Here is a 15,803-nt window from a genome sequence, read left to right on the forward strand (position 1 = left end):
CATGACCACCGACGCACACCTGTCCGTCTTCGAGCAGCTCGACCTCCCCGACACGAGCCTCACCCGGAACACATTCGCCTTTGCGGCACAGGCCACGCCTGCCTTCATTCACGATCACTGCGTCCGCAGCTACGTCTTCGCCCGCGCCCATGCCCAGAACAAGGGTCTGCGCGCCGGTACCGACTACGACGACGAGCTGCTGTTCGTCGCTTGCGTCCTGCACGACCTGGGACTGAGCGAGGAGGGCAGCAACGGCGACCAGCGCTTCGAGGTCGACGGCGCCGACCTCGCAGCGGCATTCCTGCGCGAGCAGGGTGTCGAGGAAGAGCGTATCGCCGTCGCCTGGGACGCCATCGCTCTGCACACCACGGACGGCATCGCCTCGCGCAAGGGCACGGAGGTGGCGCTGGCCCACTTGGGTATCGCCACCGACATCCTCGGAATCCAGCGTGAGAGCCTTCCGGCCGGCCTCGCCGACGAGGTGCACGCCCTGCTGCCGCGTCAGGACCTGGCCCACGGGTTCAGCGACCTCATCATCACCCAGGCCGTGGCCAAGCCCCACAAGGCGTCCCCGACGAACTTCATCGGCGACCTGCTGCGTCGCCACCTGCCCTACGGCGCCTATCCCACCTGGTACGACCTGATCGATGCGGCCGGCTGGGGCGACAAGCCGGTCGGCGTCACCGCCCGGCGCCGTGCCGAGACACCCCAGCAGTTGGGGACCTTGTACATGGAGTACCTGGAGGCCGGCGACGTCGAGGGGTTGGTGTCGCTCTACGAGCCGAACGCCCACTTCGCCCCCACCCCCGGAACCCACCTGGTGGGCACGGACGCCATCCGCCAGGCCATGCAGCAGATGGTCGACAGCGGTGCCCGCCTCAAGCTCGAAATGCGCGAGATCCGACAGGTCGACGACGTCGCCCTGGTGTCGAACACCGCCACCCTCACCGGGGTCGGACCGGAGCCGGTGGTCACCACCACCACCGAGATCCTCCGACGCCAGCCGGGCGGCGGCTGGGTTCACGTCGTGGACGACCCGTTCTTCAACTGACTGCGTCGGGCGGCCTGGGCACGGAAGCACAGGCCGCCCGCCTGCCCAGGGCTTAAGTACTGCAACGGTCCTTGCCGTGACTATTGGCCAGGTCGGTCGTGGGTGTGGTCATGGGTGGGGACCTTGCTGATGTCAGGTTGTGGGTGGGGGGAACTGGCCGCTTTGCATGGGCGGGTTGTACACCGTTTCAGCAGGTCGGAGCCGCGTGAGTCGGCTCTGGCCTCTATGCGGGGGCTGGTTGCTCCGCTGGAGCGTAAGAACGGCTGGACGCTGGCCGGGGAGGCAGGGCATGACGGGCCCGACCGTATCCAGCGGATGCTGAACCGGATCGAGTGGGACGCCGACGAGGTCCTGGACGACGTACGCGCCTATGTCGTGGAACACCTCGGCGAGAGGGATGCCGTGTTGATCGTCGACGACACCGGCTTTGTGAAGAAGGGCGTCCGGTCGGCCGGGGTGCAACGCCAGTACTCCGGCACCGCCGGCCGCACCGAGAACTGCCAGGTCGGCGTCTTCCTGGCTTACGCCACCGGCCGTGGACGCACCCTGATCGACCGGCGGCTGTATCTGCCCACGTCCTGGACGGACGACCCGGAACGCTGCCGTCGCGCGGGCATCGGCGACGAGGTCGTGTTCGAGACGAAGGTGGCCATGGCCAAGGCGATGGTCCGCAAGGCGATCGCCGAGAAGGTCCCGTTCGCCTGGGTGACGGCGGATGCCGCCTACGGCTCCAGCAAGGGCTGGCGATATGAACTCGAGCAGGCGGATGTCTTCCACGTCATGGCCACCAACCGGCACGACACCGTGGTCACCCGCTGGTCCGTCGATCACCCCGTGCACGACCTGTTCCCCGGCCTGCCCCGGCAGAAGTGGAAACGCCGTTCCTGCGGCGAGGGAGCCCACGGACGGCGGATCTACGACTGGTCCCGCGTCGAAGTGACGCCCTGGCACCGCGAGGACCGCCGGCACTGGGTCCCGGCCCGCCGTCCGGTGGGGCCGTCCCGCCGCGCGAGTGGCGTGGTCAATCCAGGTGCAACCCGTGAGCCCTGCCTCATAGTCTCGCTCCCATGACTGACCATGCCCTCGTTCCTGACGACTTCGTCGTCCCCGCGGATCTGATCACCCCGCGGTTCCGTCTGGAGCCTCTGGGACCCCAGCACAACGCAGCCGACCACGCCGCCTGGACCAGCAGCATCGAGCACATCCGCGCGACCCCGGGCTTCCGGGACCGAGGATGGCCTCCTGCGGACGGGATGTCCCTGGAGGCGAACCTCGTCGACCTGCGGCGTCACGCGGACGACTTCGCTCAGCGCCGCGGATTCACCTACACCGTCATCGAGACCGCTAGTGGCGAGGTGATCGGCTGCGTCTACATCTACCCCTCCCGCAGCGACGACCATGACACCGACGTCCGCTCCTGGGTCCGTGCCGACAGAGCCGAGCTGGACGCTCCCTTGCGAGCGGCCGTCACGACCTGGCTGTCCATGAACTGGCCCCTCGGAACCCTCAACTACCAGCCTCGCTGACAATCATGTGCTCCATCGGGGTCCTCACGGCCGTGGTGCTGCGAGTTTGGCTCCAGGGCAGGGGCTGGGCGCGGTAGTGGGCGTTGGAGTTGGACCGTTCGGGTTCACCGGGGTGGCGGTCGACGTGCCAACGACTACGTTGCCGTGAGCTACCCGGCCGCCCTGCGCCGGCTCGCCCCGGCTTTCGGTGTCTCGAAGTCCGTGGCCGGCCGCATCGCCCGCAGTGACCTTGGAGTCGGCGTGAACGAGGGGCGAGAATCAGGCCGGACCGTTCGCTCCGGCTCGATCAAATGACCTAGTTGTCACGGGAGTTCACGGCTGTCACGAAGCGCGTCACCGCCTGCGCGAAGGCCTCCGGCTCCTCGAGGTGACCGAAGTGCCCGCTGTTCTCCAGGATCAGCTGTTCCGATCCGGGGATCAGCAGGTGCAGTTCCTCGGCCCATCGCACCCCGCAGATGATGTCGTGGCGGCCGACGACGACGAGGGTCGGTACGGTGAGTGACCCGAGGTCCGCACGGTCGTCGATGACGTCCGGGGAAAGGTCTCCGTCCAACCCGGAGATGTGGGGGCGTAGGTCACGCCAGGGTGACGTGCATGCCGCCCTCGGCCAAGAGATCGAGGACCTCGACGAACGGGTCGTAGGGTTGGCCGTGCGCTGTCAGGGTCGGGACAGGTGCTGGCGTGCGGTCATGGCGTCCCGCCGGAGCCGGGTGGCGGGGGCGGTGTACCCGAAGGTGCCGCCCAGGCAGTTGTCGCGGCCGGGCAGCTTCCGACGTAGCCGCCCGGCCCGTTCGCCGCCTCGCCGAGCGCCAGGTAGAGGCCTGGCTCGTCGGTGATCCGCGGCACGCGGCACGGCACTGGGTTGGGCAGCCCCAGCGGTTCCAGAAACTCCCAGAGCTCACCTGACACGATCCACGCCGTTGTCCGTACACCGGAGCGCACGCCCAACTACCGGCTCGAGCCACGGCCGTCGGCGTCGATCCATCTCGATATGTCAGCTCTTGCTAGAGCCTGTGCTTGCATCCCCGGAATTGTGCTGTGACCGCCAACCGTGGATCAGGAGGTCGAACACTGTCTCCACAGTCGCGCGCGGATCGGGTCGGCCCTTGGCCAAGGTCGGGACTTCCAGGACGAACCGTGCGAGTGCCGAGCATGCGAGATCATCCGCTTCTCGGCCGAGTTCCGCCGCGATTGCGGTGCTGAGGGCGCCCGCGTGCCGCATCCACATACGCTCCGCGTACTCGCGGAGCGCGGGCGTTCGGTCCACCAGTGCGGTGAGCTGATGCAGACGTGGATCTGACGCGATCGGCACCCAGGACTTCAGCGCGTGGGCGCGGAGCGCCTCGACCACGCTCTGGTCCTTGGGCCGTTCGCGGACGGCGGCGGTCAGCGCTGCCTCAACTTCCTCCTCGCGGTCGAAGACCAGTGCCTCTTTGCTCGGGAAGTGCGCGAAGAGGGTCGTCGTCGATACGTCGGCCCTCTCGGCGATGTCGCGGACGCTCGCCTGTTCGAAGCCGTGTTCCAGGAAGAGTTCCAAGGCGGCGTCGGCGATGGCCTGCCTCGTTGCGGCCTTCTTGCGCTCGCGACGGCCAACGGTCGGAGAGTCGGGCATGGCGTCACTGTACCGCACAACTGGAATGAAGCAGAAACTGTAACGGTTGCACTTATGGACTCGTTTCTGCTTTGGTGGTCTCCGTAGGGGTTGCCGCATCCCGGTGGGGGTCGCGGCACCGGCCATCGCCGCGCCGCGGTGTCACCCGGAACCCCACTGACGAAAGGAATCCACCGTGGACTCTCCGACGCCCGCGAACGCGCGGATCAGCATCATCGGCGCCGGCCCGGGAGGCCTCACATGCGCCCGCATCCTGCAGCTGCACGGCATTCCGGTGACGGTGTACGACCGGGATTCAGAAGCGAACTCCCGCAACCAGGGAGGTTCGCTCGACCTGCACAAGGAAGACGGCCAGCTCGCACTCCGTGAAGCGGGCCTACTGGAGGAGTTCTTCGCGCTCGCCAGGCTCGAGAGCCAGGAAATGCGGCGCATGGACCCCGCGGGGCGCGTGCTTGCCCACCATCTGCCCGGTGAGGGCGAAACGGTCAGTCCCGAGATCGACCGCGGACAGCTTCGCGGCCTCCTGCTGCGCTCACTCGCCGCCGGGACTGTTCAGTGGGGACGCACTCTCGAATCCGTGAGCGGACCGGCCGACGGGCCGCGAACGCTGACGTTCACCGACGGGACGGCCGTTGAAGCGGATCTCGTGATCGGTGCAGACGGCGCCTTCTCCCGCGTCCGCACCGCGGTGTCGCCCGCGACACCGCGCTACACCGGGGTCAGCTTCCTCGAGGCGTGGTTCGACGACATGGAGACCGCGCACCCCGAGCTTTCCGAACTGGTCGGGAAGGGCAGCGCGCACGTCGCCGATGGCGAGCGCGGCCTCTTCGCGCAGCGCAACAGCGGCAGCCACATGCGCGTCTACGTCATGCGGCGCGCTCCTGTGGACTGGATCACGGCGAACGGGCTTCGCCCCGAGGACACCGCGGGCATCCGCGCGCATCTGCTGAGTGAGTACGCGGCCTGGTCGCCGCAGACACTCCGGATGATCGCCGACAACGACGGCCCCTACGTCGATCGTCCGCTCTTCGCCCTGCCGGTGCCGCACATATGGGAGCACTCGCCGAGCGTGACACTCCTGGGAGACGCCGCACACCTCATGCCGCCGCTCGGCGTCGGCGTCAACCTCGCCATGCTCGACGCCAGCGAACTCGCGCTCGCACTCGTCCACTCCTCCACCATCGACGAGGCTGTACACAGCTACGAGAAGTCGATGCTTCCGCGCTCGGCCGAAACAGCCCAGATGCTCGAAGGCGGCGCTGAGCATCTTCTGTCCGTGCCCGGCCCCGACGAGACCGTGCCGTTCGGTCCGGCCCAGCCCTGACATCGCGCATGGCGACCGAGACCGGGTGACAGGTCTCGCGGACTGGTTCCATAGCGACATCGATGCCGACTACGGCATAGCCGCACTTTCCCCCGACTGCCGCCGGATCGCCGTGCTGGCGGCGACGGACTTGGATGAGACGGCGACCAGCTTCGTGTGCAGGTTCTTACGATCCGTGTTGTGTTGTAGCGCGCGTTGTTTGGGACCAGCTCCAACCAGTGCTGCACGTCGATCGGGCTGAAGTGCCTGATGGCCCGGTCGACCATGCGTAGGCTGATGTGAGTCCAGGCAGGACGCAGGGTTGGGACCTCTCATCGCTCGAATGGGCCCAATCTGAAAGGTCCTTCACCCGCCGCAAATCCGAACTTGACATCTGTGTTCGGGCTGAACGTCTGTATGCGGGTTCGTGACGGCAATCAGCGCCTCCGCTATGCGCTGTGTTCGCTGTCAGTGGTCGCGGTGCTGGCCCGGTCGTGCTGGTCGAGGGTGGCGGCCCAGCTGGCCAGCAGTTTGAGGCTGTCGTGGGACGGGGTGCCGGGTTCGGCGCTGAGGGCGGTAAGGGTGAGGCCGGGGTCGGTGGGGATGGGCATGGCTTCGAAGTCGAGGGCGAGTTCGCCGACGGCGGGGTGGCGGAAGAGTTTGACACCGGTCTGGTGCAGGCGCACGTCGTGGGCGGCCCAGAGGGTGCGGAACTTCTCGCTGCGGGTGGAGAGTTCGCCGATGAGGTCGGTCAGGTCCCGGTTGTAGGGGTCGCGTCCCGCCTCGGTGCGTAGCAGGGCCACCGCGGCGGCGTCCTGGTGGTCCAGCCGGGGCAGGAAGTCGGCCGCGGTGGGGTTGAGGAACTGGTACCTGGCGAGGTTCACGGGCCTGGCGGGGTCGGCGAACACCGGGTCGTACAGAGCGCGGCCGAGCCGGTTGGTGGCCAGGATGTCCAGACGGCCGTTGCGGATGAAGGCCGGGGCCTCGGTCATCGCGTCGAGCAGGTGCTGCAGACTGGGGCGGATCGGCTGCCGGGGCCGCCGGCGCGGTGTGCGGCGGGTGGTGTTCGCGGTGCGCGCGAGGTCGTCCAGGTGGGCGTGTTCGGCTTCGTCGAGCTGGAGGGCGCGGGCCAGTGAGTCGAGGACGGTTTCGGAGACGCCGGAGAGGTTGCCGCGCTCCAGGCGGGCGTAGTACTCGGCGCTGACGCCGGCGAGCATCGCGACTTCTTCCCTGCGCAGCCCCTTGACGCGCCGGTTGCCGCTGTAGGCGGGCAGCCCCGCCTGCTGTGGCGTGATCCTGGCGCGGCGGCTGGTCAGGAACTCGCGTACCTCGCTTCGGTTGTCCATGCTTCGAGGCTACGTCGGCATGTTCGACCGTGGGGTGTACTGCCAGTACACGTATCAACGAGTCCTTCCACACGCGTGTGACCTGCAGTTCCATCGACTGCGGCGCAAGCGGCCCCATCGGACCGGCCCGGTCGACCGGAGCGATGTCCGGGTAGCGGCGGCTGTGGTTCGCGGACGGAATGAAAGCCCGGCACCGCGTCACGCGCCCGTCTGTCGGCCGCCGAGCGCCACCAGGACACGTGGAAAGGACACATACGATGACGGAGAAGACCCAGCCGGGTCCGCGGGAGCTGTTCGGGGACATCGCACCCTCGCTGGCCGGTTACAGCGAGGACGTGCTGTTCGGGCAGGCGTGGAAGAGCCCGGAGCTGGCCCCGAGGGACCGGAGCCTGGTGACCGTGGCCAGCCTGATCACCAGTGGCAGCAGCGAGCAGCTCGCGTACCACCTCGGTCTGGCGAGGCAGAACGGCGTCACCGAGGCGGAACTCATCGAGACCATCACGCACATGGCCTTCTACGCCGGCTGGCCCAAGGCGATGTCTGCCCTGACCGTGGCCCGGGAACTGTTCCGCGTGACCTGACCCCGTACTCACCTGCACATTCACCCACCACGGCCGGCTTGCGACGGCCGACGCAAGGAGCGAGTACCACATGGAGATCATCAAGAAGCCCGCGACCATGAAGCTGCCCGCCCAGTGGTTCACCGGGGATGCCTACGCCGATGTCATCCACCGGGGCGAGGAGCCTTCCCGGGCGCGCGCGAACATGGTCCGCTTCACCCCCGGGGCCCGTACCGCCTGGCACTCCCACGGCCTGGGCCAGACCCTCCACATCACAGAGGGGATCGCCCTGATCGGCACCCGCGACGGCACGATCCTGGAGGCCCACCCTGGCGAGACCATCTCCTGCCCGCCCGGTGAGGAGCACTGGCACGGCGCCACCCCCGACAACTTCATGAGCCACATCGCCCTGTGGGAGGGCGACGAGGTCAACTGGCTGGAGCACGTCACCGACGCCGAGTACACCGGCCCGCGCACCAGCACCGCTACCGCGCGCTGACCGAACTGCCTAGCCCCTCGCCGTGTTCACCCTCTCCATTCAGGAAAGAGCTATGCGCGCCACCGTGGTCCACGTCCCCGGTGACATCCGGGTGGAAGACCTCCCCGACCCGAAGATCCTCGCTCCCACCGACGCGATCATCCGGACCGTCGCCGCCTGCCTGTGCGGCACCGACCTGTGGGACTACCGAGGCATCAACGGTGTCGCCCAGCCCACGCCGATCGGCCACGAGTACGTCGGCGTCGTGGAGGAGACCGGCACCGGGGTGCGGGACGTCGAGCCAGGGCGGTTCGTCATTGGGCCCGCCTCTGCCCGGCGCTCTCCATAACTTCCACGATCACGTGCTGAAACAGCCCCACGCGCCTCAGGAGCGCTCGGCGGTCGGCTGGTCTTCGGCGAAGGGGCAGCGGCGGCGGCCGGCCCCTCAGTCACGACGCCGAGCTGTACAGGGAGCGCAACACCGTCGAGCGTCTGATCAATTGACTGAAGAGCTGGCGAGGCATCGCCACCTGATCGGGCGGCGCCCGCGCGGTGACCGCGGGCGCCGCCCGGAGCGACGTCAAGGGCGAGGAAAGCGAAGGGACTCTTTGCATTTAAGCCGCTTTCACGGCGGAGGAGGAAGCCCGTTCATGGCCTCGCCTCAGGCAATGCTATCAATCGGATCGGACCCAAGTCGTGTGCGTTTTCCGGGGTGATGACCGTTGGTGCACACGAAAACTGGGAGGCGCCGCGCGGGCGCCTCCCAGTCGAAGCCGACGGCGAGGAAAGCGAAAGAACTTGTTTTCGGTAAAGGAATTGAGAAGGAAGCCCCTTCATGGCCTCGCCGTGGGCAACGCTAGCACTCAGCCCGGGATCAGGTCGCGCAGATTTTCGAGGATGATGACTCGGGAGTCCGGGTGCAGCCCCTCGGGACGTTCGAGACCGATGTACATCACGGGCTCGTCCGGGACCGGCCCGCCGTCCCACAGGTCCACGGCCGTGGTGTCGCCGGACATCAGGTCGATCAGGTACCGCACCGTCAAATGCTCGCGCTCTACGATGGCGCGCACCACCTTGGCCACCGACACCTGGTTCTCCTCGACCCGGTTGGCCGACGAGATGCCCTTCAGATGCAGGTGCAGCCACTTCGCGCGCCACCGGCCGTCGTCCTCGCGCCGGAACACCAGCGGCAGCGCCACTCGACCCACCCCGCGAAGCTCCGACTTCATCCGCACCGTGCGCGGCTCGAACGGCCGGCCCTTCTGCTCACCGTCGCGCAACATGAAACCGAAGAACGACTCCTCGACCTCCTCGAAGCTCTCGCCGGCGTAGATGTTGACCTGCGGAACGATGAATGTGCTGCGTACCCGGTCCAGGGACAGGTTGATGAATTCCGAGGCCCCGTCGGGCGCCTCGGTGACATCGCCCGAGTGCTCGCCCCCGACAGCCTTGAGGGAGGTGTAGGAGAGCCAGGAGTCGGTGCTGTAGTCGGCGTGGAGAAGCAGCGCCGAGAGGTCGTAGTCGGTCCGTTTCTCGGTCTCCCTCCAGTACACGAAGAAGCGCAGCAGTTCGCCGTCGACCGCCGAGACCGAACCCCGCGGCAACACGCCGAGTCCGGCCGCGGTCGCCCTGCCGCTGAGCGGGAGCGCCACATCGAGGACGTCGGGGTCGAGCAGCAGCCGGCCCGGCGCCGGCAGCCTGCGGCGCATCTCGGCGTCGAGGGCGGCGATCAGACGATTGCGGTCGGCGGCGGGGACGGGCGGCCGGACGTCGGGGGCGACCCAGCCGCGACCACGGCGGTTGACGAAGACGCGGGGTTCGTCGCTCTCCCGCGCCCGGTTCTGGAAGTGCTCACGGACCGAAAGCACGACCCGGCCGGAGACCTCGGGAGCGACCCGCACCGCGGCGGCCACCACCGCGTCCCGCTCCTCCTGGTCGGCGGCGATGCGCAGCAGGAGGTCCAGGGCGCGGAACAGCTTGCCCGGAGCTGACTTCAGCAGCTGCACCGCACCGAGGACGTCGAACTCGTCGAGCAGCTTCTCGACACGGCTGTCGAAGGACCGCGCCTCCTTCTCTCCCCGCGCTACGGCGAACACATCGGCGGCGTGCGGCCAGCGCGGGTATTCGTGCGGGTGGAGACGCTCACCGAGCCGCTTGAAAGGCTCGCGGTACGCGTGCACATCGGCGAGTTTCGCGGGGCTCGCCGTGACCACGGCGTCGAGGCCCGCCAGCAGCGCACGGCGGGCCGGCCGCGAGAATGCCCGAAACCGGGTCGGCTCCCGCAGCGTCACGTCGCCGTCCGACAGCGCGCAGGCCAGCCGCAGCACATCAATGACGGTGTCCAACAGAAGGTCCGCGCCGACAGCGAGACGGGCCTCGTTGACGACCGCCCGGTTCTCCCGGACCGGGATCGCCTCCGGCTGTGGGCCGAGCGCGCACTTCTCGGCGAGGGTCTTGAGGTCGCGCAGGTGGTCCTCGCCCAGTGGCGTCGCGCTGCCCGCCAAGGCCAGGTACAGGTCCCTGAGTTCGTCGTCCAGGTCCCGCCCGAGGTGCAGGACGGTCACCCGGTCGCCCGCCGAAGCGATCAGCTCGTCCTGCGCCGCGAGCATCTCCTCGTAGGTGTGCTGGTAGCGGCCGTACGTGGGGAGGCTGAGCAGGTCCAGCACCCCATGTGCCAGTTGCGTCAGCACGTTCTCGCGTGACTTGTCGTCGCCGAGCGCCTTCGCCACGCACCGCATCCAGAATTCTGCGGTGTCCGGAACGTTCGCCGGAAAGTCGATGAAGTACGAGTTGTGCCGGACGTGGTCGCCCACCATCTCGCTCACGGTGCGCAGCGTCCGCCTGGCGGTGTGCACGACCGCGGCCTCGGACAGCCCCGACAGCCGCTCCAGCAGCTCCGCCGAGAGCTTGAAGCCCACGGATGTCAGCGCCACGTCGAACTGCCGTGCGGCGGTGGCTCCTTCCCCGGCGGAGCCCTTGGGGGAGGCAAGACGGTGGGTGTGCCGGATGACCAACGATTCGAGACTGTGCGCCATTCGGGGATGATCGCAGAGGTGTGCGAGCCGGCGCACAGGAGTTTTCCGGCGCCGGGGGAGGAGAGGGGGCGCTTCCCAGCGCCGTATGTCATGGAGGTGACGGCGAGAACGACGAGTCGCCAGGCCCGGGTTGGGTCGCTGATGCGGCCGGTGGCGAGCAGGCCGCCGAGGGAGAAGGCGTAGGTGAAGCAGGCTCCCGTTGAGAGGGTTGGCTTACTGAGCCAACGCAAGGACATGATCCTAGCTCTGGTCGCACGCCGGGGAGCGTTCCTGGTGAACTCGCCTTCCTCCAGGATGTTGAGGTGATCGTTGGGCAGATCGATGTCGTTCTTGGCGAACTCATCGAGCGGGAACCGGGGCTTGGCGGTGGACGGCGTTGTGGTGCCCACTCGGCTGAGCCGGATGTGGCTGTCGCTGTCGCCGACCGGGGCACCTCGGGTGCGGGAAGCGATCTGGCTGTTCTGACCCGCGCGATGGCGTCGTAGTGGTGGGGCCCCTCGCCCGGGACGGTGCGGCTGGCGACCGGCCGGCGCAGTACCCGGCTCGAGCCCAGTTCGGCGACAACGGCGTGTGGGAGGGTGCTCTTGCCGGTGACCAGCAGCGGGCAGTGGAGGTAGAGGGCGGTGTTGACGGTCTCCAGCTCCTCGACGCGGGGCCGGTGCAGCTCGACCTTGTGTCGGTGCGCCCCCGTTGCCGGGCGCGGGCGGGTTGTTGGCGGCGTGCTGGTGAGGTCGTGGGCTTCGCCGGTTCCTTGGCCGATGAGCCATTCACCGGGGGCATCTGCGTCGGGGGTGTCGCCGGCGTCGGTCCTGGGATTCATCTTCGGCACCTCGGCTCCTAGGGCGTGTCCTGTAAGGGTTCTGGCCTGGTATCGGTGATCAGGCGTTGGTGGTGGGACGTGGTGAGTTGACCGAGAACGCTTGGGCCCGGATCGAGCCGTTGCTGCCGCCGGTCAACAGTGGCGGCCGGCGGTGGCGTGATCACCGTCAGCTGATCAACGCGATCTTGTGGAAGCTTCGAACCGGCGCTCCGTGGCGAGACCTGCCCGAGCGCTACGGGCCCTGGAAGACCGCGCATGAGCGGCTGAGGATGTGGACCGCGGACGGCACTTGGGAACGCATCCTCGCCGAGGTCATCGTCAAAGACGATGCTGTCGGGAACGTGGAATGGACCTTCAGCATCGACTCCAGCTCCGTGCGGGCCCACCAGCATTCTGCCGGGGCCCGGAAAAAGGGGGCTGTAGCACCGGATGGGTCGAAGACCTCGCCGTCGACGGCGAAGCCCTCGGACGGTCCCGCGTCATCCTGACCCCGGGCCAGGCGGGCGACAACCCGCAACTACTGCCACTGCTGGACCAGGTCGCGGTCGGCCGTGACGGACCGGGCCGCCCTCGCGCACGCCCCGACCGAGTCCTGGCCGACAAGGCCTGACCGACCTGGTCCGTGCGGCGCCACTGGCCCGCCAGAGAGAAGGACAGGCGGCGCTGGCACCGTCGCAGTAAATGGTGTCCTTGAGGTATTGGGGCTGCACGCGTCGCCTCTCGCAGGGCGTGTCGGTACAGTCCTGAATATGGCCGGATTGGGATCGCTGCCGGAGGATTACGGACGACCGCTGTTTTCGGACGAGGCCCGGAATCGGATCCTCTCCGACGTGCGAACGGCGCTGGACCAGACCGTGGGGTACCTGCTCGCCACCGCGGCATGTGATCGCACCGACCGGCTATGGCCCGGTGAGCAAGAGCTCTACAGCACTAACCCGATGAGCTTGGCATATGGTGCGTGTGGCCCGGCATTGCTCCTGCATGAGCTGGACCGCCTTCCCGTCGAAGTCAGCGACTGGTTGCTCAACAGGGATCTGTCCGCCGAGGACTACCCGCCTGGGATGTATGTCGGCCTCGGCGGGATCGCCTATGCCCTTCAACGGCTGGGTTGTGAGGATCGGGCTGACGACGCCATGGTGCAGTTGTATCGCTCGCGACTGAAGTTCGAGGCGCCGCACGTCATGCTGGGGGCGGCCGGTTGGGGCCTGTGCAGCCTGCACCGGTTCACGCGCACGGGCGATCGCGACCACATGGTCTGGGCGCTTCGCGCGGCGGAGTTCGTGATCGACTCTGCGGAGAGAAGGATGGACTTGCTGTGCTGGCCGGTCCGGAGTGAGGAGCGCGTCCATTATGGCTATGGCTATGGTTCGAGTGGGATCGCACTGTTCATGTTGCACCTCCACCTCCTCACCGGTGACGCCACGGCCAAGGAAGTTGCGGTGCGAGCCCTCGAGTTCGACCTCGCGCACGAGGAGGCGAACGAATGGGGGCCGACTTGGCGTCGCTGGGAAGAGGATCCAACCATCAGGCCGTACTGGATCCACGGGGCGGCGGGTATCGGAGCGGTCGTCATCCGCTTCCATCAAGCGCTTGGTTCGCCCCGCTACCTCGAGATCGCGCGGCGCATCGCCGAGTCGTTGTTCATCAAGTTCACCGTAACTCCCGGCCAATTCGAGGGTATGGCCGGTATCGCCGAGTTCCTGCTCGACATGTACGCCGCCACGGGGGAGGAGCGCTATCGTGACCGCGCGGTCGACCTTGCAGAGACGATTCTCTGGTTCCAGCTGCGCCGGCCGCGCGGAGTGGCGTGGCCCGGCGTCTCGCTGGACAAGGTCTCTAGCGACTTCTCCTGCGGCGCAGCCGGTGTGGGGCTCTTCTTCGTCAGACTGCTCGATAGCCGTCCGCGCCTCACGTTCGAACTCGACCATTGCCTGTCGGAGAGATAAAATTGCCCCCAGGACCACTGATCAACGATGGACGGAGCGTCTGATGTCCGAGTCCACACCTGATCTTGGCGATCTTTCTGCCCGTCTGGCTCAGATCGAAGCCGTCCTCGGCCTGCAGCGGCTGAGGGTGCGCGCCGAAAACGCGGACTTTGCGGGCGCCAGTCATCAGTCGCGCAGCTGCGGCGGCGCAAGCGGATTGAGCCTGGGCTGCCACTGCATCGAGGAGGCAATGAAGGAAGCCCCGACAGAGTGAGCGCCGCTCGCATGGCAGGGTCGCGCGCCAAACTACAGGCCGCCCCGTACGCGCGGGAACCGGTAGGTCGTCACCGGCTCACGGCAGAATACGTGACCACACTGCGGTCGCTTCTTCCTTCGGATTGGAGCGTGCAGCGCGAAGGCATGTGGGTCTTCGGCGTGCCTCCGCCGTCAGAGGCGACCCGCAGGACGCGGGCACTTACACAGGGCTTCAAGATTCACGTGTCCGCAACACCGGATGACGCAGTCCGCGCTCTTGAGGCGATCGTCCCACAGCTGGGCCGAGCGGGCATTGACTTCAAGATCGTCGGTGACCCGGACCTTCACTACACCCTCCAATCGAAGCGCTATCCGCGCGGCGCCTCCGGCAAGTTCATGACTATCTACCCACCAGACGATGACTCGTTCGCGCGGCTGCTTATAGAGCTGGAACACAGTACGGAGCATTTGGGTCTTACGGGTCCCCGGATCTTGTCGGACCGCCAGTACGGCACCACCGGCGTGCTGTTCTACCGCTATGGCGGCTTCTGGCCGCCGCAGCGGGTCACCCTCGATGGCACGCGCGAGACTTACCTGATTTCGCCGACTGGCGACTACGTCCCGGATATTCGCCTTCCATACCACCAGCTTCCCGCATGGGTCTCCGACCCATTCATGCACGATCAGAGTCGGCCGCCCCATGACGAGGTGCTCCTCGACGGACGCTTCCAGATCGACGAAGCACTCACCTTCTCAAATGCCGGCGGCGTCTACGCGGGCGTCGACACCGTCACGTCGGAGCCGGTTGTGATCAAGGAGGCCCGTCCGCATACGAATTGCTGGCGTTCCGGAGAACTCGCCGGCGATGCCGTGTCTTTGATCGAGCGCGAGTTCATGATCTTGGAGAAGCTGAAGGGTCTCGAGTTCGTCCCGGCCGGTATCGCGCTGCTCGAGTCCGGCGGGCACCTATTCCTCGTTCAAGCGCGGGTGGACGGACGGCGGATCCGGACCGACTGGGCGAGGGACGAGGTGATCGTGTCTCCGTATGTCCGCAACAGTGCCAGGGTGCGTTCCTGGTCGACCAGGTTCAAAACGACCGCTGTTGCATTGATCGACATGGTTCTTCGTGTCCACGAGCGCGGTGTTCTCATCGGTGATCTTTCGGCGGACAACGTGCTCAAGAATCCCGAAGATGGCCGGATGTGGATGATCGACTTCGAGAGCGCCACCGTGGACACGGACTCCTGTGAGCAGAAGCGGTTCGCGGCAATGTGGGCGACGCCAGGCTTCAAGCACCCGGCTCGAGATATCCGTAAAACACTGGTGCCTGAGGATGATTTCTACGCCTTGGGCATGGTACTTGCATGCGCGCTGATGGCGGTAAGCTACTTCAGTCTCGATCCAAGCGCGTTGCCGCGGTTCCTCGACGAGTTCGTTCGGCACGGCATCCCGCCCGAGGTACGACACGTAATAGCTGCGCTGGTCGATGGTGATGTCGTCGCGGCGTGCGACATGCTTAGCGATTGGCAACCCGAATGATGGAGGTCGCGAGCCGGCGAGCCCCTGGGCACGTAGGAAGGTCCACTCGCGTGAGCTGTGGCAGCCAGCCGACCACCCGAGATAAAATCGCCGAACAAGCACGCACATGTCATTGGCCGTAGCCATCGACTCGACCGCAGAATACGAGGCCATCAACTACGACCAGCACTATGTCCCAGACAGAACACAATGATTCGAGTCTCCAAGATCACCGGGTCGGTTCAGGGCGGCCATCAACTCCGTCCCTGCTGCAAACGGCAAGTCTCTCGCCTCTTGCGGCCCGCACCAGCGCCCCGTGGCGAACAGCGGGGTGGCGAGGGGGTATTAACCACTGGTCTTTCGCAGCCGATGGT

Annotated in this window: 13 protein-coding genes and 4 pseudogenes; 12 read left to right on the forward strand and 5 right to left on the reverse strand. The window is 67.0% G+C overall.

Annotated elements, in window-relative coordinates; genetic code table 11:
• Position 1: 1 nt before the first annotated feature.
• From ACIQTP_RS25755 to ACIQTP_RS25765, 3 genes and pseudogenes are all read left to right on the forward strand, one after another.
• Entirely contained in the window at positions 2-1,051 is a 1,050-nt protein-coding gene (locus ACIQTP_RS25755; protein WP_403403591.1) for a nuclear transport factor 2 family protein, read from the forward strand.
• A 110-nt stretch (positions 1,052-1,161) separates the two neighbouring features.
• A pseudogene (locus ACIQTP_RS25760) lies at positions 1,162-2,044 on the forward strand (IS701 family transposase); the annotation flags it as partial.
• 74 nt (positions 2,045-2,118) lie between these two features.
• Complete coding sequence (locus ACIQTP_RS25765; RefSeq protein WP_403403594.1) at positions 2,119-2,577, forward strand: GNAT family N-acetyltransferase; 459 nt, start codon at positions 2,119-2,121, stop codon at positions 2,575-2,577.
• Positions 2,578-2,872: 295 nt separating this feature from the next.
• Here ACIQTP_RS25765 and ACIQTP_RS25770 read toward each other — a convergent pair whose 3' ends face one another.
• The 3 genes and pseudogenes from ACIQTP_RS25770 to ACIQTP_RS25780 all read right to left on the reverse strand — a co-directional run bounded on the left by ACIQTP_RS25770 (position 2,873) and on the right by ACIQTP_RS25780 (position 4,189).
• Positions 2,873-3,130: an alpha/beta fold hydrolase gene (locus ACIQTP_RS25770; RefSeq protein ID WP_403403597.1), complete on the reverse strand. Its 258-nt coding sequence runs from the start codon at positions 3,128-3,130 to the stop codon at positions 2,873-2,875.
• Between the two features lie 22 nt (positions 3,131-3,152).
• Positions 3,153-3,414: pseudogene (locus ACIQTP_RS25775) on the reverse strand (hypothetical protein); the annotation flags it as partial.
• Between the two features lie 157 nt (positions 3,415-3,571).
• Positions 3,572-4,189, reverse strand: a complete 618-nt coding sequence (locus tag ACIQTP_RS25780; protein WP_403403599.1) for a TetR/AcrR family transcriptional regulator — start codon at positions 4,187-4,189, stop codon at positions 3,572-3,574.
• Positions 4,190-4,364: 175 nt separating this feature from the next.
• Here ACIQTP_RS25780 and ACIQTP_RS25785 point away from each other — a divergent pair, with 175 nt between their 5' ends.
• Both ACIQTP_RS25785 and ACIQTP_RS25790 read left to right on the forward strand, forming a co-directional pair.
• Positions 4,365-5,513 carry an FAD-dependent oxidoreductase gene (locus ACIQTP_RS25785; protein WP_403403602.1) on the forward strand — a complete coding sequence of 383 codons (1,149 nt, stop codon included), beginning with the start codon at positions 4,365-4,367 and terminating at the stop codon, positions 5,511-5,513.
• A gap of 25 nt (positions 5,514-5,538) precedes the next feature.
• Complete coding sequence (locus tag ACIQTP_RS25790; protein WP_403403604.1) at positions 5,539-5,754, forward strand: DUF6183 family protein; 216 nt, start codon at positions 5,539-5,541, stop codon at positions 5,752-5,754.
• Between the two features lie 187 nt (positions 5,755-5,941).
• Here ACIQTP_RS25790 and ACIQTP_RS25795 read toward each other — a convergent pair whose 3' ends face one another.
• Entirely contained in the window at positions 5,942-6,838 is an 897-nt protein-coding gene (locus ACIQTP_RS25795) for a helix-turn-helix transcriptional regulator (protein WP_403403607.1), read from the reverse strand.
• Between the two features lie 257 nt (positions 6,839-7,095).
• On the opposite strand from ACIQTP_RS25795, the gene ACIQTP_RS25800 reads away from it, so the two are divergent.
• The 3 genes and pseudogenes from ACIQTP_RS25800 to ACIQTP_RS25810 all read left to right on the forward strand — a co-directional run.
• Positions 7,096-7,419 carry a carboxymuconolactone decarboxylase family protein gene (locus ACIQTP_RS25800; protein ID WP_403403610.1) on the forward strand — a complete coding sequence of 108 codons (324 nt, stop codon included), beginning with the start codon at positions 7,096-7,098 and terminating at the stop codon, positions 7,417-7,419.
• Between the two features lie 70 nt (positions 7,420-7,489).
• On the forward strand, positions 7,490-7,897 hold the full coding sequence (locus tag ACIQTP_RS25805) for a cupin domain-containing protein (protein ID WP_403403613.1): 408 nt from the start codon (positions 7,490-7,492) through the stop codon (positions 7,895-7,897).
• A gap of 52 nt (positions 7,898-7,949) precedes the next feature.
• Positions 7,950-8,198, forward strand: a pseudogene (locus ACIQTP_RS25810) (alcohol dehydrogenase catalytic domain-containing protein); the annotation flags it as partial.
• Positions 8,199-8,739: 541 nt separating this feature from the next.
• Here ACIQTP_RS25810 and ACIQTP_RS25815 read toward each other — a convergent pair.
• Positions 8,740-10,911, reverse strand: a complete 2,172-nt coding sequence (locus ACIQTP_RS25815; RefSeq protein ID WP_403403615.1) for a hypothetical protein — start codon at positions 10,909-10,911, stop codon at positions 8,740-8,742.
• 888 nt (positions 10,912-11,799) lie between these two features.
• On the opposite strand from ACIQTP_RS25815, the pseudogene ACIQTP_RS25820 reads away from it, so the two are divergent.
• The 4 genes and pseudogenes from ACIQTP_RS25820 to ACIQTP_RS25835 all read left to right on the forward strand — a co-directional run.
• Positions 11,800-12,338: pseudogene (locus tag ACIQTP_RS25820) on the forward strand (IS5 family transposase); the annotation flags it as partial.
• A 142-nt stretch (positions 12,339-12,480) separates the two neighbouring features.
• Positions 12,481-13,677 (forward strand): lanthionine synthetase C family protein, encoded by a 1,197-nt coding sequence (locus tag ACIQTP_RS25825; RefSeq protein ID WP_403403617.1) that lies wholly within the window; start codon positions 12,481-12,483, stop codon positions 13,675-13,677.
• Between the two features lie 43 nt (positions 13,678-13,720).
• Complete coding sequence (locus ACIQTP_RS25830; RefSeq protein WP_403403620.1) at positions 13,721-13,930, forward strand: class III lanthipeptide; 210 nt, start codon at positions 13,721-13,723, stop codon at positions 13,928-13,930.
• Between the two features lie 92 nt (positions 13,931-14,022).
• Positions 14,023-15,450 carry a hypothetical protein gene (locus ACIQTP_RS25835; RefSeq protein WP_403403623.1) on the forward strand — a complete coding sequence of 476 codons (1,428 nt, stop codon included), beginning with the start codon at positions 14,023-14,025 and terminating at the stop codon, positions 15,448-15,450.
• Positions 15,451-15,803: the final 353 nt, after the last annotated feature.

Origin of the sequence: Streptomyces sp. NPDC090798, from assembly GCF_044768965.1 — a bacterium.
In the GTDB taxonomy this organism is placed as follows: Bacteria; Actinomycetota; Actinomycetes; order Streptomycetales; family Streptomycetaceae; genus Streptomyces.

Excerpts from the sequence above, each read along its gene's own strand:
- ACIQTP_RS25755 (WP_403403591.1), top strand. The coding sequence starts at position 2 with ATGACCACCGACGCACACCTGTCCGTCTTCGAGCAGCTCGACCTCCCC.
- ACIQTP_RS25765 (WP_403403594.1), top strand. The coding sequence starts at position 2,119 with ATGACTGACCATGCCCTCGTTCCTGACGACTTCGTCGTCCCCGCGGAT.
- ACIQTP_RS25780 (WP_403403599.1), bottom strand. The coding sequence starts at position 4,189 with ATGCCCGACTCTCCGACCGTTGGCCGTCGCGAGCGCAAGAAGGCCGCA.
- ACIQTP_RS25795 (WP_403403607.1), bottom strand. The coding sequence starts at position 6,838 with ATGGACAACCGAAGCGAGGTACGCGAGTTCCTGACCAGCCGCCGCGCC.
- ACIQTP_RS25800 (WP_403403610.1), top strand. The coding sequence starts at position 7,096 with ATGACGGAGAAGACCCAGCCGGGTCCGCGGGAGCTGTTCGGGGACATC.
- ACIQTP_RS25805 (WP_403403613.1), top strand. The coding sequence starts at position 7,490 with ATGGAGATCATCAAGAAGCCCGCGACCATGAAGCTGCCCGCCCAGTGG.
- ACIQTP_RS25815 (WP_403403615.1), bottom strand. The coding sequence starts at position 10,911 with ATGGCGCACAGTCTCGAATCGTTGGTCATCCGGCACACCCACCGTCTT.
- ACIQTP_RS25825 (WP_403403617.1), top strand. The coding sequence starts at position 12,481 with ATGGCCGGATTGGGATCGCTGCCGGAGGATTACGGACGACCGCTGTTT.
- ACIQTP_RS25830 (WP_403403620.1), top strand. The coding sequence starts at position 13,721 with ATGTCCGAGTCCACACCTGATCTTGGCGATCTTTCTGCCCGTCTGGCT.